Raw genomic sequence first — 18022 nt, forward strand, 5'->3', positions numbered from 1 at the left:
ATCCAAATCAGTATAAGGGGGTCACTTTTGGACGCCGATCACCCCGCCACGGGGTCAAAATTGCATGCTTGTTCACAGACCAAGTCTGATGAGTTCGGCATGAACTGGCACCTTGCGTATAGATGCGGCGTTCTTGAAACGCTTGTTGCCTTCGCCTTCGTCCATCATGTTGAAAATCCATGTCCCGTCCTGCTGTTGTAGATCGGATACATCCAGTTGGCATACTTCGTTCAGCCGTGCTCCTGAGTACACTGCGATCAGTGTTGCCCACTTGTGGCTACCGCTTTTCACAAGCCCCTTGGTGTTGTGTATCAACTCGTCTTGCACTGCTTTGAGTGCCTCGGGCTTGAAGGCTTGGCGTTGCGGAGTAGTCCTGCTGTTCGATCTGCCAACACGCATACCTTCAAAAAGGTTGACGTGGGCGTGACCATTCTTGGCTGCCCAGTCATAGAACGATTGGTAGATGCTGATGTAGCCGTTAACGGTGACACTAGATAGCTTTGTTACGTCCCGCACAGTGGTGGCTTCTCTCAGTGAGAGATGCCTCGTGTGAGGGTTCTTGTTCTTGTTTGCGGGCAATTCCAAAAGCACACGCTTGACCTCTTGTGCGTCTGCTTTGGTGATTGAAGTCATCATGCGGTCCTCACCGAGCAACTCGACAAGTGCCTCAAGCGCTGCCTCTTTCTTGTCGAATGTCCCGGGCTGCCAACTGTCTGCACGGCGGTTTTCGGTGATGTACACCGTGATGGCTTGCGACAATGTCGCGCTGTTTGCCACTTGTTCGTCCGCCACAAGGGCGTCGTCAGGCTCTGGCGTGGATTTTTCGTAGTCGTATCGACCGAACGACGCCTCGAACTTTTCCAGCGCCCTGAGCATGTCGCGGTGGGCAATCTGGTATTCTTGCAAGATTCGGTCCGGGCGGTTGTCTACCTCGCACTGAGGGATACCGCTGGCCTCACAGAACCGGGTCAGGAAGGCGTCTGTACCTTCCGGTTGGGTCATCTCCCAGTAATCCACTGACGACGCCTCAGCGAGGCTCAGAGTGGCCAGGATCGGCGCGCGCAGGTATTCGGATCTCGGGCCGTCTGCGCCGAGCCGGTCTGTTGCCTTGGCAAGTCTGGCTGCGAAATAGGCATGGATCAGCTTGCGGAGTTCATCATGCCGCATGTGGGTCGGCACTCCAGTTCGAAAAAATGAGGAGCTGCACAGGGCGAGATGCCGGGCGAGACACCCCGCATGCTTAGGACAGCGTGTCCGAAGTGATACCCGGACTGTATGTCTCTTAGTGGTATCTGGTTGCTTTGGCATAGGCCAGCGGAAGTAAAAAATGCCGTGGCGGGAGCGTGAAAGGTATGAGTCGAAATGCATCGCTGTGCCTCACCTGTGTGGCACACCCATCTCAAGCGTCTCTAAGTCATTGGTCTTGAAGGAAATGGTGGAGCCTAGGGGGATCGAACCCCTGACCTCCTGCATGCCATGCAGGCGCTCTCCCAGCTGAGCTAAGGCCCCATTCCAGTTGCCGTCGCCGGCACCGTGCGCGCTGAATTACGCAAAGCGGCGGCCGGGATCAAGAGGAAAATCCGGGCCGGCGCCAATTCATTTCGCGACGTCAGTCGTCGTCGCTCGCAACGTCCTTGATGTCGTCAAGCGACACGTTCTCGTCGTCATCCTCGTCTTCGAGGACATCATCATCGTCCAGCTCGACATCGACATCATCATCATCGTCCAGCACATCGACGTCGTCTTTTTCCTCGACCTTGGACTTGCGCGAGGCGCCATCCGCAGCGTCCGCCAGAATCTGGCCACGCTTGCCATGGTCCAGTTCGACGACTTCACCCGTGTAGGGGCTGATGATCGGGGTCTTGTTCAGGTCATAAAACCGCTTGCCTGTGGTCGGGCAGACGCGTTTGACGCCCCATTCTTCTTTGGGCATGGGAGTCCCTCTCAATGATTGGTCCTGTGGACGGTCCGGGTCCTGTGGACGATCCGGGCCAACTGCCATAACACTATGCCAGTGTCAAAGGCTTCTTGGCCACAATCCTCCGAGGCGTTCATATGGGTGATGTCACGCTATGGGGCAACCCCCCGATCCCGGTGCTGTTGCGCCGCTCGGCGCGGGCGCGTCGCATTTCGCTCCGGCTGTCGCAACTGGACGGGCGAGTCACGCTGACACTGCCCAAACGCCTGCCTCAGGCACAGGCGCTGGCCTTCCTGCAAGAGAAGGAGGGCTGGCTGCGTCACCACCTGGCGGATCAGCTGAGCGTCGTGCCTGTGGCCCTGGGGGCGGTGGTACCGGTCGAGGGCGTCGATCACCGCATCGTGTCAGGTGTCGGGCGTGCGGTTCGGACCATCGCGCAGGACCAGGGGTGCGAGCTGTGCGTGCCGGGCGCACCGGACCAGGTGGCGGCGCGCCTGCAAGGACACCTGCGCGCCCTCGCCCGCGACCGGCTTGCCGCCGCCTCGGATATCTATGCAAGCAGGCTCGGGCTGCGCTACAGCCGCCTGACGCTGCGGGACACCCGGTCGCGCTGGGGATCCTGTACGGCGGCCGGAGGGCTGATGTATTCCTGGAGGCTCATCCTGGCGCCGCGCGCCGTGCTCGACTATGTCGCCGCCCATGAGGTGGCGCACCTGGCCGAGATGAATCATTCACCCGCCTTCTGGGACACCGTCACCCGGATTCACGGGGACTGGCAGGCGCCGCGCCTCTGGCTGCGCGAACAGGGCGCCGCGTTGCACCGCTACCGGTTTGAGGATTGACCCGGTCCGGGTTTGTGATCACAACGGAGATATGTTGCCCACCCTGCGCCCGCCAGAAAGAAATCCCGAAGCCCGGATCTCGGCCCATGACCGCGTGTATCGCGGGCTGCGGTCGCGGATCATGCTGGGTCAGATCGGCCCGGGCGAATCGCTGACCCTGCGCGGGATCGGACGCGAGTTTGAGGTGTCGATGACACCGGCCCGCGAAGCGGTCCAGAGGCTGGTCGCCGAAGGTGCGCTGTCAATGTCCAACTCGGGACGTGTCCAAACACCTGAGCTCAGCAACGAACGGATCGAAGAACTGGCCGCTCTGCGCGCCCTGCTGGAAGTGGAACTGGCCAGCCGCGCCCTGCCCCGCGCGCATATCGCGCTGATCGATCGGTTGCAGACCATCAACGGTACCATCACCGATGCCGTGTCGAATCGCGATGCGGTGGGCTACATCCGCACCAATCTTGAATTCCACCGGACGCTGTATCTGCGCGCCCAGGCCCCGGCGATGCTGGCGATGGCCGAAACGGTCTGGTTGCAACTGGGGCCGACCATGCGCGCGCTCTATACAAGAATGCGTCGCAACGAGGCGCCGCACTACCACCGATTGATCATTGCCGCCCTCAAGGCCGGCGACGAACCGGGTCTGCGTCTGGCCGTGCGCTCGGATGTGACGCAGGGCCTGCGGATGCTCACGTCGTGACTGCCGCGCGACCCGCCTCCGCCACCCGACTCTCTTCGAAGCTGTGACCGGGTGAGCACGGGACAGCGCCGCTTCCGGAGAGCGCCGGGCCGCGTTGATCTGCGCAGGCCCCTTTGAGGCCTCAGGCGGCCAGCCCTTTCGAGCCCAGCGTCAGGAACTTGTCGCGACGGTCACGGATCAGTGCCTTGGGCTTCATGTCGACCAACTCGTCGAGCATCGCGCCCAGACCGTCGCGGACAGCTTCGAGCGTGGCCTCGGGGTCGCGGTGCGCGCCACCCAGCGGCTCGCGGATCACCCGATCGGTCACGCCCAGCTTGAGCAGATCCTGCGCGGTCAGCCGCAGCGCCTCGGCGGCCTCGCGCATCTTTTCGGCGTCCTTCCACAGGATGGACGCGCAGCCCTCGGGGGAAATCACCGAATAGACCGAATGCTCCAGCATCGCGACACGGTTCGCCGTGGCAAAGGCCACCGCCCCGCCGGAGCCACCTTCGCCGATGATCAGCGACACCAGCGGCACACCGATCTGCAGGCAGGTCTCGGTCGCGCGGGCGATCGCTTCGGACTGGCCGCGCTCTTCGGCCCCTTTGCCCGGATAGGCGCCGGGTGTATCGACAAGCGTGATCACCGGCAGACCGAAGCGGTCGGCCATTTCCATCAGGCGCACCGCCTTGCGGTACCCTTCGGGCCGGGCCATGCCAAAATTACGCTGGATTCGGCTGTTGGTGTCATTGCCCTTTTCATGGCCGATCACCACGACGGGCCGGTCATTGAACCGCGCCAGCCCGCCCAGCACCGCCTCGTCTTCGGCGAACTTGCGATCGCCGGCCAGCGGCATGTATTCCTGAAACAGCGCCTCGATATAGTCGCTGCAATGTGGCCGGTCGGGGTGCCGCGCCACCTGACACTTGCGCCAGGGCGTCAGCTTTTTGTACAGATCCTTCAGCAGATCCGATGCCTTGCGGTCCAGTGCCGCCGCTTCGGCCTCGATGTCCATCTCTTCGTTGCCCCGCGCCATCGCGCGCAGCTCTTCGGCCTTGCCTTCGATCTCGGCCAGAGGTTTCTCAAAATCGAGGTAGTGCGTCATGTGACAGGCTCCGCTTCGGTGTCACGCGTCATATGAACGCACGCGACGGGCTTTGCAACTCTCTGCCCGGTGCGCGACAAGGCGGCGCGCCGACAAAGTCAGCGAAACAGCACCGGCAATAGCGAGGCGACCAGCAACCCGGCCATCAGCCAGTTGAACGCCCGCAGCCGCGCGGGTGCCCGCAGCAGGCGGCGCAGCTGCTGCCCCGCCAGGGTCCAGAGCGTTGTCGACAGCACCGCGCAGACGACATAGGCCCCCGCCACCCAGAGCACCGCCGCCAGATCGCGCCCTGCCGCATAGAGTGTGATCGCAGACAGTCCCATCGACCAGGCCTTTGGGTTGACCCACTGAAACGCCGCTGCCTGGAAAAAACTCAGCGGTCTGCCGGTCGCGCCGGTGTCCCTGGGCGCGGCGGCATGGGCAATCTTCCAGGCGAGATACAGCATGTAGGCGGCCGAGGCGATTTTCAGCACCAGGTAGCTTTGCGGCCAGAGGTCAAAGAGCTGCATCACCCCCAGACCCACCAGCACCACCATCATCGGGAACCCCAGCCCGACGCCGAACATATGCGGCACCGAGCGGCGCAGGCCAAAGTTTGCCCCTGACGCCATCAGCATCAGGTTGTTGGGCCCCGGGGTGATCACAGTCACCAGAGCAAACAGCAGCAAAGCAGGGAGGATTTCAGGTATCATGCCTGCATTATCCGCTAGCCTCAGTCGCATTGAATTGCAATTTTTGTCGAAATGCCCGGCAGAGCGCAATATACCGGCGCGATGGACAGCATTGACCAACATATATTGCGCGCCCTCACCCGCGACGGACGGATCAGCAACCTGGCGCTGGCCGAAGCGGTGGGACTTTCGCCTTCGGCCTGCCTGCGCCGGGTCACCGCTCTGGAACGTGCCGGCGTCATCACCGGTTACCGCGCGGTGCTGTCGCCCGACAAGACCGGCGTCGGTTTTGTCGCCTATGTCACCGTCGGTCTGAACCAGCACACAAAGGCCGCGCAGGAGGCGTTTGAACGCGCCATCGCCCAGAGCCCCGAGGTGCGGGAATGCCACAACATCACCGGCGCCGTAGAGTACCTTCTGCGGATCGAGGCCGCGGACCTGGCGGCTTACAAACATTTTCATACCGAAGTTCTGGGAACCTTGCCGCAGGTCAATGCGATTACCTCATACGTGGTCATGGGGTCTCCCAAGGACGAGCGGGCCTGAAGCCGCACGGCGGCAAGGGCGCGCCGGGCCTGGATTCGCCGCCACGGTGGATTTGGACTCGTATCAATAGACGGCTGCATGACCCTTTCGATGACCCTGCGCAAACTGGCCTGCCTGACGGCCCTGCTCGTCACCTCCGCCTGCAGCGTGACTCCGCCGGTCCCGGATCAGCCCGACGCCGAGAAGATCGCCGAACTCAGCCGCGCCATCGCCGCTCTCGGCCCTGGGGTTGACCCCCGGGAGGCGCGCCGTGCCGCCCGTCTGGCCGTGGAATATCCGCGACAGCTGGCCGTGGCCTATGAAATCGAGGATTCGCCGCTCACCCATAATTCCAAAGTGAATGCCGGGCTGAAGCCGCGCGGGCTGTGCTGGCACTGGTCGCGGGATCTGGGGGCCCGGCTGGAGCAGGAACGGTTCCGCACGCTGGACATTCGCTATGCCATCGCCAACTACAAGGTCGCCTTCCGGATCGAACACAGTTCGGTCATCCTCACCGCCAGAGGCGACCCGCTGGAAATGGGCCTGGTGCTCGACCCCTGGCGTTACGGCGGTGCGCTCTACTGGGGGCCGGTGCCCGAAGATACCGCTTATCCCTGGCGACCAAGAGACGAAGTGCAGGCCGAGCGCCGCGCCGACGAGGGCCTGCCGCCGTTGGCACCGGCACCGACGCAATGGTTGCCCGCAGCAGCCGCCGATCAGGGCGGGATCGTGCCGAATTTCTGACCATTGCCGGTGCCCGGGCGCAAAACCCGAGGCCCCGCAGGCAATCGCTCTTGATCCCGTGCAACCTCTGCAAGAAAGATTTCCCTGAAAATCATGTGGAGTCAGACCCTTGCCCCAACCCGCCCGCATCTCCGCCCCACTGACCGCCAGTGTCGAAAGCCGGACATGAGCCGGGTGATCCGCACAGCCGCGGCGCAGATGGGCCCGAACCCACGCGATATGCCGCGCGCCACTGTCGTGGCGCGGATGATCGCGCTGCTGGACCAGGCGGCGGCACAGGGCGCGGAACTGGTGGTGTTTCCCGAACTGGCGCTGACCAGCTTTTTCCCGCGCTGGTTCCTGCCGGATCAGGCCGATGTCGATGCCTTCTTTGAAACCGAGATGCCGAATGCCGCCACCGCGCCACTGTTCGCGCGCGCCCGCGCGCTTGGCGTTGCCTTTTCCTTTGGCTACGCCGAGGTCCTGCAGCAGGACGGCAGAACATGCCGCTACAATACCGCGATACTGGTGGACGGAACCGGCCAAATCGTCGACCACTACCGCAAGGTGCATCTGCCGGGGCATTCCGAACACGAGCCCTGGCGCCCGTTCCAGCATCTGGAAAAACGGTACTTTGAACCCGGCCCGTTCGGATTTCAGTCTGTCAAAGCACTTGGCGGCAGGATCGGACAGGCGATCTGCAATGATCGACGCTGGCCCGAAACCTATCGCGAACTGGCGCTGAGCGGTGCCGAGATGGTGCTGATCGGGTACAACACACCGCGCCACTACCCGCCCGCGCCGGAACATGACCACCTTCAGGACTTTCACAACCACCTCAGCCTGCAGGCCGGCGCCTATGCCAACGGCATGTGGGTGATCGGCGTCGCCAAGGCGGGGGTCGAGGAAGGCTGCGATCTGATCGGCGGGTCGGCGATTGTTGCGCCCACCGGTGAAATCGTGGCGCAGGCGGCAACGCTGGGTGATGAGGTGATCGTGGCCGACTGCGATCTGGATCGCTGTGCGGAAATCCGCGCCAACATCTTCGACTTTGCCAAACACCGCCGCCCCGATGTCTATACCCGGCTCGCGGCGCCGGGCATTGCGACGTAACCGGCACAGGATCGGGCGGGCAGTCCGCGCGGTGTCCGCCCGGTGTTTCCGCCAGCCCTTGGGCAGCACACCGCTCGGCGGTCCGGCGCGCGGCGCGACCGCACAGGAGCCGTGGTTCCGAAATGCCGTCCGAAAGCTGGCGTTTCTTGCAGTCTCCACCAAACCCGGTCGCCGCAGCGCCCAAGACTTCATCAAAGCCCCCCGCAAAGCACAGAAAGCGGGCAGACCCACCGATTCGCAGGGGCCGCGATGCCCGCTCGGGATCATTCGGGCGGGAATGATTTTTCCGCCTCGCGCAGGGTCTTGCGCAAGGGGCAGCTCGCATGGCCCCGAAACGACATGGAGCTTACATATGAGACATTTCAAGGGAAGGTTCGCAGCCCTCATGCTGGCCGCGGGTCTGACAGTTGCACAGGGCGCCGCCGCCCAGGGTATCCTGCGCGTCGGCATGACCGCCGCCGACATTCCGCTGACCACGGGCCAGACCGACCAGGGTGGCGAAGGCATGCGTTTCATGGGCTACACGGTCTATGATTCCCTGATCGAGTGGGACCTGAGCAGTTCGGACAAACCTTCGGTGCTGATCCCGGGCCTTGCCACGGAATGGGCCGTCGATGCCGAGGACAAGACCAAGTGGACCTTCAAGCTGCGCGAAGGTGTCACCTTCCACGATGGCAGCCCGCTGACTGCCGAGGTCGTGGTCTGGAACTTTGACAAGCTGCTGGACGACAGTTCCGAGCAATACGATTCGCGCCAGGCCGCGCAGGGCAAGTCGCGCATTCCCGCCGTGGCCAGCTACACTGCCGTGGATGATCTGACACTCGAGATCGTGACCAAGACTCCGGACGCCACCCTGCCCTACCAGCTGGCCTGGATCCTGATGTCGTCAAAGGCGCAGTTCGAGGCGATGGACAAGGACTGGGAAAAGGTCGCCAACGCGCCGTCGGGCACCGGCCCCTGGAAGCTGGACACCTTTGTGCCGCGCGAGCGGGCCGAACTGGTGCCGAACCCCGATTACTGGGACGAAACCCGGGTGCCCAAGCTCGACAAGATGGTCCTGATCCCGCTGCCCGAGCCGAATGCCCGCGCCGCGGCCCTGCTGTCCGGTCAGGTCGACTGGATCGAGGCCCCCGCACCCGACACCATCCCGGCGATGTCCGGCAATGGTTTCGTCATTTCGTCCAACGCCTATCCGCACAACTGGACCTGGCACCTGTCGCGGCTGGACGGGTCGCCCTGGAACGACATCCGTGTGCGCAAGGCGGCGAACCTTGCCATCGACCGCGAAGGCATGGGCGCCCTGCTGGGGGGCCTCATGGTCCCGGCCAAGGGCTTTCTACCGCCATCGTCGCAGTGGTTCGGCGAACCGACCTTTGACGTGACCTACGACCCCGACGCCGCCAAGGCCCTGTTGGCCGAGGCCGGCTACAGCGTGGACAATCCGCTCAAGGTCAAGGCGCTGATTTCGCCCTCGGGCTCGGGCCAGATGCTGCCGCTGCCGATGAACGAATACCTTCAGCAAAGCCTGGCCGAAGTCGGCATCGAGGTCGAGTTCATGGTTGTCGAGTGGAACCAGATGATCAACCTGTGGCGCGCAGGCGCCGGGGATGCGGCGGTCGAAGGATCTGAATCGATCAACTTCACCTACTTCATCCAGGACCCGTTCACCGGCCTGATCCGCCACCTGTCCTGCGATCTGATCGCCCCGAACGGCACCAACTGGGGCCATTACTGCGATCCCGAGATGCAGGCGCTGTTCGACCAGATCAAGACCACTTTCGACCCCGAGGAACAGGACGCGGTGCTGCGCCAGACCCACGAGAAATTCGTGAACGAGGCGCTGTTCCTGATGGTCACCCACGACGTGGCCCCGCGCGCGATGAGCCCGAAGGTCAAAGGCTTCGTGCAGGCGCAGAACTGGTATCAGAACTTCTCGTCGATCTCGATGGAATGATCTGACCCCGCCCCCCGCCGCGCGCGCCGTGGCGGGGGGCTTTTACCTGAAGGAGCCCCCCCGTGTTCAGCTATTTCCTGCGCCGCGTGATCCTGATGCTGCCGGTCGCCTTCGGCGTCTCGGTCATCTGCTTCCTGCTGGTCCAGATCGCCCCGGGTGATCCGTTGACCGCAATCATGCCGGTGGACGCCACCGCCGACGAACAGGCCGCGATGCGGGCGATCTACGGCCTCGATAAGCCGTTGCCGGTGCAGTACGCCATCTGGATTTCCAACCTTGCACAGGGGGACATGGGCAAAAGCATCGCCAGCGGCCGCCCGGTTGCGGGCGAAGTTTTCGGCGCCGTGCAAAATTCCCTGATCCTGGCGCTCAGTGCCGCCGTCGTCGCCTTTCCCATCGGCATTTTCCTGGGCTTTCTGGCCGGTTATTTCCGCGACACCCTGCTGGATCGCGCCGTCACGGCGATCTCGATCGCAGGTGTCTCGGTGCCGAATTACTGGCTGGGCATCGTGCTGGTCATCATCTTTTCCGTCAATCTCGGCTGGCTGCCGTCGATGGGGGCGGGCCCCGGCGGGTCGCAGGACTGGTCCTGGGACTGGCTGCACATTCGCCACCTTGTGCTGCCCGCTGTGACCCTGGCCGTTGTGCCGATCGGCATCGTGGCCCGAACGGTGCGGGCGCTGGCCGGCGATCTGCTGACCATGGATTTTGTCCAGGCGCTCTATGCCAAGGGCATGAGCCGCGGCGACGTCCTGCGCCATGTGGCACGCAACGCCGCCGCCACCGCGCTGTCGGTCATGGGCTTGCAGCTGGGCTATCTTCTGGGTGGCTCGATCCTGATCGAGACGGTGTTCAACTGGCCCGGCTCGGGCTTTCTGCTGTCCAATGCCATCTTCCAGCGCGACCTGCCGCTGCTGCAGGGCACAATTCTGGTACTGGCGCTGTTCTTCGTGACGATGAACCTTGTGGTCGACGTGGCGCAGGCCGCCATCGACCCGCGCATCAAAAGGAGCTGAGACATGACCGCTGTCGATGTCACCGTCCTGGACGCACCGGCGACCGTGTCGGGCCAAGGCTACTGGTCCGGTGTCGGCGCGCGCCTGCTGCGCGATCCGCTGACACTGATCTGCCTTGGCGTGATCCTGTTGCTGATCCTGTCGGCGGCGTTCGCTCCCTGGCTGGGCCTTGCCGATCCCTACAAGGGGTCGATGATCGCCCGGCTCAAGCCCATCGGGACCCCGGGGCACATCCTTGGCACCGACGAACAGGGCCGCGACATGTTCGCCCGGCTGATCTATGGCGGGCGCCTGACGCTGTTCATCGGTCTCACGCCGGTGGTGCTGGCCTTTTTCATCGGCGGCACGCTGGGCATTGTTGCGGGGTACGCCGGCGGCTGGATCAACACGGGAATCATGCGCACGGTCGATGTGTTCTTTGCCTTCCCCTCGGTGCTGCTGGCCATCGCCATCTCGGGCGCCCTGGGGGCGGGGATCGTGAACTCTCTGGTCTCGCTGACAATCGTTTTCATCCCCCCCATCACCCGGGTGTCCGAAGCCGTCACCTCGGGGGTCCGGGCGCTGGATTACATCGACGCGGCGCGCGCGTCGGGTGCCAACGCCCTGACCGTCATCAGGGTGCATGTCATCGGCAATGTGCTGTCGCCGATCTTTGTCTATGCCACCTCGCTGACGTCGGTCTGCATGATCCTGGCGGCGGGTCTGTCGTTCCTGGGCATCGGCGTGCGTCCGCCGGAACCCGAATGGGGTCTGATGCTGAACACCCTGCGCTCGGCGATCTATGTGAACCCCTGGCTGTCGGCACTGCCCGGCCTGATGATCTTTGTCACCTCGCTCTGCCTGAACCTGCTGAGCGATGGCGTGAGGAGTGCGATGAATGTCCGTGACTGAAACCCTGCCCGATACCGCCCCCGACAAGGGCGGCCCGGCGCAGCCGCTGCTGATCGTGCGCGACCTGCAAAAGTATTTCCCGGTGCGCGGCGGCATCCTCGGCGGCAGGAAGGCCGTGGTGCAGGCCGTCGACGGCGTCTCGTTCGAGGTGAAGAAGGGCGAAACCCTTGGCATCGTCGGTGAATCGGGCTGCGGCAAATCCACCACCGCCCGGCTGCTGATCGGCCTGATCGACAAGGACAGGGGCGAGATCATCTATGATGGTCAGGACCTCGGCGGCACCCTGTCGCTGCGCGACCTCAGACGCGGCGTGCAGATGGTGTTCCAGGACAGCTATGCTTCGCTCAATCCGCGCCTGACGATCGAGGAATCCATCGCATTCGGCGCCCGCATTCAGGGCCTGCCCGACCCGGTCGGGCGCGCCCGCCGCCTGATGGAGCGGGTGGGCCTGTCCCCCGACCGTTTCGCGCAAAGGTATCCGCACGAGGTGTCGGGCGGCCAGCGCCAGCGCATCAACATCGCCCGCGCTCTGGCCATGTCGCCGCGGCTGGTGGTGCTGGACGAGGCCGTCTCGGCTCTGGACAAATCCGTCGAGGCGCAGGTGCTGAACCTGCTTGCCGATCTGCGGCGCGAATTCGGCCTGACCTATATCTTCATCAGCCACGATCTGAACGTGGTGCGCTATATTTCCGACCGGATTCTGGTGATGTATCTGGGCGAAGTGGTCGAGGTTGCCCCGGTCGATCAGATCTGGAGCCGTCAGGCCCACCCCTACACCCGGTCACTGTTTTCCGCGATGCCTTCGATGGACCCGGACAACCGCACGCTGGAGCCGCCGCTGTCGGGGGATCCGCCCAACCCGATCAACCCGCCGTCAGGCTGCCGTTTCCACACCCGCTGCCGTCTGGCCGAATCGGCCTGCAAGACCCGGGTCCCGACCCTGCGACCGCTGTCTGTGGGCTCGGAACATCTGGCGGCCTGTCACCTGCACGACCTCGGATCGGGGCACTCGAAGGCCGGGAAGGACGTGCTGGCATGAGCGAGAACCTTGTCGAAATCCGCAATCTCGACGTGCGTTTCACCGGGGCGCGCACGGTGCATGCGATCAACGACCTGACCCTGACGCTGAAGCAGAACGAAACCCTCGCGCTGCTGGGCGAGTCGGGCTCGGGCAAGTCGGTGACGCTCAAGACGTTGCTGCGGCTGCTGCCACCAAAGCGCAGCCGGATCGACGGTGCGATCGAGGTCAACGGCGTGGATGTACTGACCCTGTCGGGCAAGACCTTGCAGGCCTATCGCGGCGAAGAAGTGTCGATGGTGTTTCAGGAACCCGGACTGGCGCTGGACCCGGTCTATACCGTCGGCGACCAGATCGCTGAGGCGGTGATGCGCCACAAGAAGGTGCGCCGCGAAGAGGCGCTGTCCACGGCGCTGGACATGCTGCGCCGGGTGCGCATCCCTTCACCCGAACGCCGCCTGCGCAACTATCCGCACGAACTGTCGGGCGGCATGCTGCAACGGGTGATGATCGCTCTGGCGCTGGCCTGTCGCCCCCGGCTGCTGCTGGCGGACGAGCCGACGACGGCGCTGGACGCGACGGTGCAGATCCAGATCTTGTTGCTGCTGCGCGATCTGCAGCGCGAATTCGGCATGGGGGTAATCTTTGTCACCCACGACATCGGCGTCGCGGTCGAAGTGTCCGAACGCATCGCGGTGATGTACGCCGGGCAGATCGTCGAAGAGGGCACCACCTCCGAGATCATCAAGGATCCGCGTCACCCCTACACCCGCGGCCTGCTGGCGGCGAACCTGCACGACGTTGCACGCGGGGCGCGGCTGAACGCCATCCCGGGCGCGCCGCCCCCCCTGGACACCCGGCCCGACAGCTGTTCTTTCGCACCGCGCTGTCCGCTGGCCGAAGCGGCCTGTCGTGCCGCCCTGCCGCCGGTGCACGTGCCGAACGACCGCCGCCGGGTCGCCTGCATCCACGCCAACGCCCCGGTTCCGGCGGAGTGAGCCCGTGCGGATGACCACAGGCCACGGCCACCGTTCCATGCCCCGCGCGGCCGCGCCGGTGACCGCCATCGCAACCAGTCCGCTGCCGGGCCCGGCGCGGGTGGTCCGGACGCCGATCACCCGGGCCAGACACTTGTCGCAAGAGAGGTTCCCGTGAGCTGCCCGATTGAAACCCGCCTGAACGCACTGGGTCTGGCGCTGCCGCCCTCGGCGCCATCCCGCGCCCTGTTCCTGCCCGGCAAGATCACCGGCAACCTGCTGTTCCTCTCGGGGCAGATATGTGAATGGGAAGGGCTGCCGAAATACTTTGGCCCGGTTGGCGCGGGGTTCGATACCGCCATCGGGCAGGAGGCGGCCCGGATGTGCGCGCTGAACCTGCTGTTCTCGATCCGGGCCGTGGCGGGGTCACTCTCGCGGGTGCGGCAGGTGATCAGGCTGGGCGGCTATGTCGCCGCCGATCCGGGCTATCCTGACGGGCCGATGATTGTGAACGGTGCCTCACAGCTGTTCATCGACCTCTGGGGCGACGCGGGACGCCATGCGCGCACGGCGGTCAACGTCACCTCGCTGCCCGCCAATGCGCTGGTCGAGGTCGAGGCCGTGGTGGAACTGTCGTGACCCCTGCCCCCGCGCCGCGTGTGCTGCTGATGAACCCGAACGGCTGCGCCGCAACCACCCGGTCAATGGTCGCCATCGCCGCGCGCACCCTGGCCGGAGTCGAAGGCTGGACCGCGCCGTCGTCTCCGCCTTTGCTGATGACCCCGCAACTTGTGGCGCGCGCCTCCGAACAGGTGGCGGCGGCCGCGATACCCGAGGGCGTCTCCGGGGTGATCGTCTCGGCCTTCGGCGACCCGGGGCGCGCGGCGCTGGCAGCCCGCCTGACGGTGCCGGTGGTCGGCATCGGTGCTGCGGCGGCGCAGGCGGCAGCCGCGGGCGGGCGGGCCTATGCCGTCGTGACCCATACGCCGGCGCTGGTGCCGTCGATCGACGCGCTGATGCAGGCCGCGGCCCCCGGCGGCGCCTATCTGGGCACCTTTCTTGCCGACGGCGATACGGCGACGCTGTCCCGGAACGCGCAGGCTCTGGACGCGGCGCTGCTGCGGGCGATGCAGCGCGCCCATGCCGCCGGGGCCAGGGCGGTGATCATCGGCGGCGGCCCTCTGGGCGAAGCGGCGGACCGCTTGCGCCCGGTTGCGCCCTGTGCCCTTGTCGCGCCGATACCCGAGGCGGCGCGCCGCCTTTTGACCCTGTTGCAGCAGACGACATGAGCGACCTCGACACCTTTGCCGATGCCCTGATCGCGGTGGGGCATTGGCGATGGGCTACCGGATCGAGGGGCTTGGCACAGTCTCACTCGCCCTGACCTGACTTGACCCGAAATTCCGCGGTACCGGAACGAAAAAGGGCGCGCCAGCAATTGGCGCGCCCGTCTCACGTCCGGTTGCCGCGATCAGTCAGACAGCGACGATTCCTCGTCCCGGCGCATCTTCGAGCGGATCACCTTGCCGACCAGCACCGGCAGGATGAATCCGATGGCCGCGATCGTCCAGAGTGTCAGCGACAGCGGGCTGTCCACCAGCGTCCACCAGTTGCCATCGTCGATGGTGATGGCGCGGCGCATGTTGGATTCCATCGCATTGCCCAGCAGCGTGCCAAGAATGATCGGGACCAGCGGCACGTCAAGCTTGCGCAGCACCCAGCCCATCACCCCAAAGCCGATCATCACCTGCAGATCGAAGGTCGAGCCGGAAATGCCGTAGATACCGACAAAGCTTACCATCGCAACCAGCGGCATCAGCACCTTCGGCGGCACCATCAGGATGCGGGTGAACAGGCCGACCATCGGGATATTCATCGCCAGCAGCATGAAATTGGCGATGAACAGCGCCGCGATCAGGCCCCAGACCACATCCGGGTTCTGGGTGAACAGCAGCGGCCCCGGCGTGATATTGAGCGACAGCAGCACCGCGAGAAGAACCGCCGTGGTGCCCGACCCCGGCACCCCCAGCGCCAGCATCGGCACCAGCGCGCCACCGGCGGCGGCATTGTTGCCGGCCTCGGGGGCCGCGACGCCGCGCGGGTCGCCCTTGCCAAAGGTGCCGTCCTTGTCGACGAGCTTCTTCTCCATGGAATACGAGATGAAAGAGCCGAGCGATGCACCGGCCCCCGGAAGGACTCCGGCGAGAAACCCCAGGAAGGTCGAGCGCAGCATGGTGGGTGTACACTTCTTGACCATCGACAGCGGCGGCGTCAGGCGGCCGATCACCACCTTCTTGCTGGCGGCGTCAGCATCGCCGTGACGGTGTTCGAGAAAGATGAACACCTCGGACAGGGCGAACAGGCCGACGATGGCGACAAGGAAGTCGAGACCGTCGTACAGGTGCACCTCGCCGAAGGTAAAGCGCGGCACCCCGGTCTGGGTGTCAACGCCGATCATCGCAAGGCCAAGGCCAAGCGCCGCGGCAAAGGCCGATTTCGCCTGGTTGGACGAACTCACCCCGCCCAGGGTGGCAAAGGCCAGTGCAAACAGCGCAAAGTATTCGGCCGGTCCGAACAGCAGCGCGATCTTGACCAGCTGCGGAGCGAGAAAGATCAGCCCCCAGGTCGCAAAGAACGAACCGACAAAAGAGGCGATGCCCGAGATCGCCAGCGCTTCGCCGGCCTGACCCTTCTGTGCCATGGGATAGCCGTCAAGGCAGGTCATCATCGCCGGTTCGTCCCCCGGGATGTTGAGCAGGATCGACGAAATCCGCCCGCCATACATCGCCCCGTAATAGACCGAGGTGAGCAGGATCAGCGACGGGGTCGCGCCCAGACCCAGAGTGAAGGCCAGCGGAATCAGGATGGCGACGCCGTTCGACGGGCCAAGCCCCGGGAGGGCGCCCATGACGGTGCCGAGGAAACAGCCCAGCAGGGCCAGCAGGATGTTCTGCCAGGTGATGGCGATGGCAAAGCCGTCGGCCAGGGATGAGAGCGTGTCCATGAAGGTCTCCGATCAGAAGCCGAACGGGCCGCGCGCCAGCGACAGACCCAGAACAAGGTGAAAGATGACATAGATGCCGACCGACGTGCCGACGCCGGTCAGAACCGACCCCAGGATGGTCGAGCCCAGACGCCAGGACAGGTAGGTCGCCGCCAGCATGGTGGCAAAGACAAAGCCCAGCTCGGGCAGCAGCATGGCATAGAGGAACATCACCACAACCGCGGCAAGGATCTCGGCCAGCCGGGCAAGGCTGGGCCAGACCGGTTCGGGGTCGGGACGCAGCGCGATGACGGCTGACGCCAGCCCCAGAACGCAGGCGATGATGATGGGAAAGGCCTTGGGGCCAACGGCGTCTGAGAGGAAGCTTTCCTCGATGATCAGGGCGGCCCAGATGTAAAATACGGACAGCAACAGCCCGATCACGCCAAAGATACGATCACTCATGAGGGTCTCTTTCTGTACGGCGCTCGCAGGACGGGCCGCGGACGGAGGGTGGCAGGTCATGAAAAAGAACGGCGCCCAAGGGTTTCCCCCCGGGCGCCTGCGCAGCGGCTGCGCTTACTTGATGATCCCGATTTCCTTGGAGATCGCCTGGATCTGGCTGACCGAGTCGGCAACAAAGGCCTGGAACGCGTCGCCCTGCAGGTCGAGCGGGGCAAGACCGTTGGCTTCCATCGTGGCTTTCCATTCGTCCGAGGCATAGAGCGTCGCGATCTTTTCGACCCAGCTGTTGTAGGCCTCGTCCGACATGCCGCCCGGAGCGTAGAAACCGCGCCAGTTGGCGCCGATGGCGTCCACGCCCTGTTCGCGCGCGGTCGGGATGTCGGCAAAGGCGCCGCCCAGACGTTCGGGCGCCAGCACCGCGATCACCTTGATGTCACCCGAATCGACAAAGCCCTTGGCTTCCGAGAGATCGCCGGTGAAGGCCTGCACCGATCCGGCCAGAAGCTGGGTCACGGCCTCGCCGCCGCCATCAAAGGCGATGTACTTGATCGTGCGCACGTCTTCGATGCCATAGGCATTCGCGGCGATCAGCACCTTCAGGTGATCCCAGCCGCCGACTGCCGAACCGCCGGCCACGGAAATCGCGGTGGCATCGTTCTTCATGATCTCGAGCAGATCCGGCAGGGTCGCGACCTCGCTGTCGGCAGCCACGGCGATGACGCCATAGTCCGCGCCGACCGACGCCAGCCAGCGGACCTGATCCATGGTGTTGCCCGGATAGGCCCCCTGAGCGAGACGGGTCGCTGTGGCCGAAGAGGCGGCAACGATCAGGTCATTGTCGTCATTGCGCTTGTTCACGACCTCTGCATAGGCCACGCCACCGCCGCCACCGGCGAGGTTGACGACCTGCACGGTCTTGTCCAGCAGGCCCTGGTCCTGCAGCGACTTGCCGACCTGGCGGCAGGTGAAATCCCAGCCGCCGCCGGGGTTGGCCGGGGCGATGCATTCGGGGTTCTCGGGGGTGAAACCCTGCGCGCCGGCGGTGAGGGCAGACAGGCCCAGAAAGGCCGCGGCAAGCGTCAGGCGGGGTGTTGTCATGTTCATATGTGTGACTCCTCCAAGTCGGTGTTGGCCGGGCGACCCGGCAG

The 18022-nt window shown here is 64.6% G+C and carries 19 protein-coding genes and 1 tRNA gene; 12 read left to right on the forward strand and 8 right to left on the reverse strand.

Features of this window, described 5'->3' with window-relative positions:
• Nucleotides 1-72 precede the first annotated feature (72 nt).
• The 3 genes from FOY53_RS12420 to FOY53_RS12430 all read right to left on the reverse strand — a co-directional run bounded on the left by FOY53_RS12420 (nucleotide 73) and on the right by FOY53_RS12430 (nucleotide 1933).
• The gene (locus FOY53_RS12420; protein WP_186766593.1) at nucleotides 73-1167 is read right to left on the reverse strand and encodes a site-specific integrase; all 1095 of its coding nucleotides are present in this window, start codon (nucleotides 1165-1167) and stop codon (nucleotides 73-75) included.
• 266 nt (nucleotides 1168-1433) lie between these two features.
• Nucleotides 1434-1509 (reverse strand) — tRNA-Ala (locus FOY53_RS12425).
• 100 nt (nucleotides 1510-1609) lie between these two features.
• Nucleotides 1610-1933, reverse strand: a complete 324-nt coding sequence (locus FOY53_RS12430; RefSeq protein ID WP_146589281.1) for a TIGR02300 family protein — start codon at nucleotides 1931-1933, stop codon at nucleotides 1610-1612.
• A 122-nt stretch (nucleotides 1934-2055) separates the two neighbouring features.
• Here FOY53_RS12430 and FOY53_RS12435 point away from each other — a divergent pair, with 122 nt between their 5' ends.
• Both FOY53_RS12435 and FOY53_RS12440 read left to right on the forward strand, forming a co-directional pair.
• Nucleotides 2056-2760, forward strand: a complete 705-nt coding sequence (locus FOY53_RS12435; protein ID WP_146589283.1) for a M48 family metallopeptidase — start codon at nucleotides 2056-2058, stop codon at nucleotides 2758-2760.
• A 31-nt stretch (nucleotides 2761-2791) separates the two neighbouring features.
• Complete coding sequence (locus tag FOY53_RS12440) at nucleotides 2792-3454, forward strand: GntR family transcriptional regulator (protein WP_146589285.1); 663 nt, start codon at nucleotides 2792-2794, stop codon at nucleotides 3452-3454.
• Between the two features lie 121 nt (nucleotides 3455-3575).
• Here the strand turns inward: FOY53_RS12440 and FOY53_RS12445 are convergent, their stop codons facing one another.
• Nucleotides 3576-4538: an acetyl-CoA carboxylase carboxyltransferase subunit alpha gene (locus FOY53_RS12445; RefSeq protein ID WP_146589287.1), complete on the reverse strand. Its 963-nt coding sequence runs from the start codon at nucleotides 4536-4538 to the stop codon at nucleotides 3576-3578.
• Nucleotides 4539-4636: 98 nt separating this feature from the next.
• Nucleotides 4637-5230 (reverse strand): LysE family translocator, encoded by a 594-nt coding sequence (locus tag FOY53_RS12450; protein WP_146589289.1) that lies wholly within the window; start codon nucleotides 5228-5230, stop codon nucleotides 4637-4639.
• An 81-nt stretch (nucleotides 5231-5311) separates the two neighbouring features.
• Here FOY53_RS12450 and FOY53_RS12455 point away from each other — a divergent pair, with 81 nt between their 5' ends.
• The 10 genes from FOY53_RS12455 (at nucleotide 5312) to FOY53_RS12500 (ending at nucleotide 14715) form a co-directional block, all read left to right on the forward strand.
• On the forward strand, nucleotides 5312-5755 hold the full coding sequence (locus FOY53_RS12455; protein ID WP_146589291.1) for an Lrp/AsnC family transcriptional regulator: 444 nt from the start codon (nucleotides 5312-5314) through the stop codon (nucleotides 5753-5755).
• A gap of 78 nt (nucleotides 5756-5833) precedes the next feature.
• The gene (locus FOY53_RS12460) at nucleotides 5834-6478 is read left to right on the forward strand and encodes a hypothetical protein (RefSeq protein ID WP_186766594.1); all 645 of its coding nucleotides are present in this window, start codon (nucleotides 5834-5836) and stop codon (nucleotides 6476-6478) included.
• Between the two features lie 165 nt (nucleotides 6479-6643).
• Complete coding sequence (locus FOY53_RS12465) at nucleotides 6644-7570, forward strand: N-carbamoyl-D-amino-acid hydrolase (RefSeq protein WP_146589293.1); 927 nt, start codon at nucleotides 6644-6646, stop codon at nucleotides 7568-7570.
• A gap of 352 nt (nucleotides 7571-7922) precedes the next feature.
• Nucleotides 7923-9524 carry an ABC transporter substrate-binding protein gene (locus tag FOY53_RS12470; RefSeq protein ID WP_146589295.1) on the forward strand — a complete coding sequence of 534 codons (1602 nt, stop codon included), beginning with the start codon at nucleotides 7923-7925 and terminating at the stop codon, nucleotides 9522-9524.
• Nucleotides 9525-9586: 62 nt separating this feature from the next.
• The gene (locus FOY53_RS12475; RefSeq protein ID WP_146589297.1) at nucleotides 9587-10540 is read left to right on the forward strand and encodes an ABC transporter permease; all 954 of its coding nucleotides are present in this window, start codon (nucleotides 9587-9589) and stop codon (nucleotides 10538-10540) included.
• Nucleotides 10541-10543: 3 nt separating this feature from the next.
• Nucleotides 10544-11431: an ABC transporter permease gene (locus FOY53_RS12480; RefSeq protein WP_146589299.1), complete on the forward strand. Its 888-nt coding sequence runs from the start codon at nucleotides 10544-10546 to the stop codon at nucleotides 11429-11431.
• Nucleotides 11418-12470 (forward strand): ABC transporter ATP-binding protein, encoded by a 1053-nt coding sequence (locus FOY53_RS12485; RefSeq protein ID WP_146589301.1) that lies wholly within the window; start codon nucleotides 11418-11420, stop codon nucleotides 12468-12470. Before FOY53_RS12480 ends, FOY53_RS12485 begins: the two co-directional genes overlap by 14 nt.
• Nucleotides 12467-13447: an ABC transporter ATP-binding protein gene (locus FOY53_RS12490; RefSeq protein WP_146589303.1), complete on the forward strand. Its 981-nt coding sequence runs from the start codon at nucleotides 12467-12469 to the stop codon at nucleotides 13445-13447. Before FOY53_RS12485 ends, FOY53_RS12490 begins: the two co-directional genes overlap by 4 nt.
• A 153-nt stretch (nucleotides 13448-13600) precedes the next feature.
• Complete coding sequence (locus FOY53_RS12495; protein ID WP_146589304.1) at nucleotides 13601-14065, forward strand: RidA family protein; 465 nt, start codon at nucleotides 13601-13603, stop codon at nucleotides 14063-14065.
• Complete coding sequence (locus FOY53_RS12500; protein ID WP_246107380.1) at nucleotides 14062-14715, forward strand: aspartate/glutamate racemase family protein; 654 nt, start codon at nucleotides 14062-14064, stop codon at nucleotides 14713-14715. Before FOY53_RS12495 ends, FOY53_RS12500 begins: the two co-directional genes overlap by 4 nt.
• A 182-nt stretch (nucleotides 14716-14897) precedes the next feature.
• Here the strand turns inward: FOY53_RS12500 and FOY53_RS12505 are convergent, their stop codons facing one another.
• The 3 genes from FOY53_RS12505 to FOY53_RS12515 all read right to left on the reverse strand — a co-directional run bounded on the left by FOY53_RS12505 (nucleotide 14898) and on the right by FOY53_RS12515 (nucleotide 17978).
• Nucleotides 14898-16430 (reverse strand): tripartite tricarboxylate transporter permease, encoded by a 1533-nt coding sequence (locus FOY53_RS12505; protein ID WP_146589307.1) that lies wholly within the window; start codon nucleotides 16428-16430, stop codon nucleotides 14898-14900.
• Between the two features lie 12 nt (nucleotides 16431-16442).
• Nucleotides 16443-16874, reverse strand: coding sequence for a tripartite tricarboxylate transporter TctB family protein (locus FOY53_RS12510; protein WP_146589309.1), 432 nt, complete (start codon nucleotides 16872-16874; stop codon nucleotides 16443-16445).
• Between the two features lie 114 nt (nucleotides 16875-16988).
• Nucleotides 16989-17978 carry a Bug family tripartite tricarboxylate transporter substrate binding protein gene (locus FOY53_RS12515; protein ID WP_146589311.1) on the reverse strand — a complete coding sequence of 330 codons (990 nt, stop codon included), beginning with the start codon at nucleotides 17976-17978 and terminating at the stop codon, nucleotides 16989-16991.
• Between the last annotated feature and the right edge of the window lie 44 nt (nucleotides 17979-18022).

The organism is Puniceibacterium confluentis, from assembly GCF_007923445.1.
Taxonomy (GTDB): domain Bacteria; phylum Pseudomonadota; class Alphaproteobacteria; order Rhodobacterales; family Rhodobacteraceae; genus Puniceibacterium; species Puniceibacterium confluentis.

What these genes read in the sequence shown, in the direction of transcription:
- FOY53_RS12450 (WP_146589289.1), bottom strand. Translation starts at nt 5,230, where the DNA reads ATGATACCTGAAATCCTCCCTGCTTTGCTGCTGTTTGCTCTGGTGACT.
- FOY53_RS12470 (WP_146589295.1), top strand. Translation starts at nt 7,923, where the DNA reads ATGAGACATTTCAAGGGAAGGTTCGCAGCCCTCATGCTGGCCGCGGGT.
- FOY53_RS12435 (WP_146589283.1), top strand. Translation starts at nt 2,056, where the DNA reads ATGGGTGATGTCACGCTATGGGGCAACCCCCCGATCCCGGTGCTGTTG.
- FOY53_RS12490 (WP_146589303.1), top strand. Translation starts at nt 12,467, where the DNA reads ATGAGCGAGAACCTTGTCGAAATCCGCAATCTCGACGTGCGTTTCACC.
- FOY53_RS12445 (WP_146589287.1), bottom strand. Translation starts at nt 4,538, where the DNA reads ATGACGCACTACCTCGATTTTGAGAAACCTCTGGCCGAGATCGAAGGC.
- FOY53_RS12440 (WP_146589285.1), top strand. Translation starts at nt 2,792, where the DNA reads ATGTTGCCCACCCTGCGCCCGCCAGAAAGAAATCCCGAAGCCCGGATC.
- FOY53_RS12510 (WP_146589309.1), bottom strand. Translation starts at nt 16,874, where the DNA reads ATGAGTGATCGTATCTTTGGCGTGATCGGGCTGTTGCTGTCCGTATTT.
- FOY53_RS12455 (WP_146589291.1), top strand. Translation starts at nt 5,312, where the DNA reads ATGGACAGCATTGACCAACATATATTGCGCGCCCTCACCCGCGACGGA.
- FOY53_RS12505 (WP_146589307.1), bottom strand. Translation starts at nt 16,430, where the DNA reads ATGGACACGCTCTCATCCCTGGCCGACGGCTTTGCCATCGCCATCACC.
- FOY53_RS12485 (WP_146589301.1), top strand. Translation starts at nt 11,418, where the DNA reads ATGTCCGTGACTGAAACCCTGCCCGATACCGCCCCCGACAAGGGCGGC.
- FOY53_RS12515 (WP_146589311.1), bottom strand. Translation starts at nt 17,978, where the DNA reads ATGAACATGACAACACCCCGCCTGACGCTTGCCGCGGCCTTTCTGGGC.
- FOY53_RS12460 (WP_186766594.1), top strand. Translation starts at nt 5,834, where the DNA reads ATGACCCTTTCGATGACCCTGCGCAAACTGGCCTGCCTGACGGCCCTG.
- FOY53_RS12465 (WP_146589293.1), top strand. Translation starts at nt 6,644, where the DNA reads ATGAGCCGGGTGATCCGCACAGCCGCGGCGCAGATGGGCCCGAACCCA.
- FOY53_RS12420 (WP_186766593.1), bottom strand. Translation starts at nt 1,167, where the DNA reads ATGCGGCATGATGAACTCCGCAAGCTGATCCATGCCTATTTCGCAGCC.
- FOY53_RS12480 (WP_146589299.1), top strand. Translation starts at nt 10,544, where the DNA reads ATGACCGCTGTCGATGTCACCGTCCTGGACGCACCGGCGACCGTGTCG.
- FOY53_RS12430 (WP_146589281.1), bottom strand. Translation starts at nt 1,933, where the DNA reads ATGCCCAAAGAAGAATGGGGCGTCAAACGCGTCTGCCCGACCACAGGC.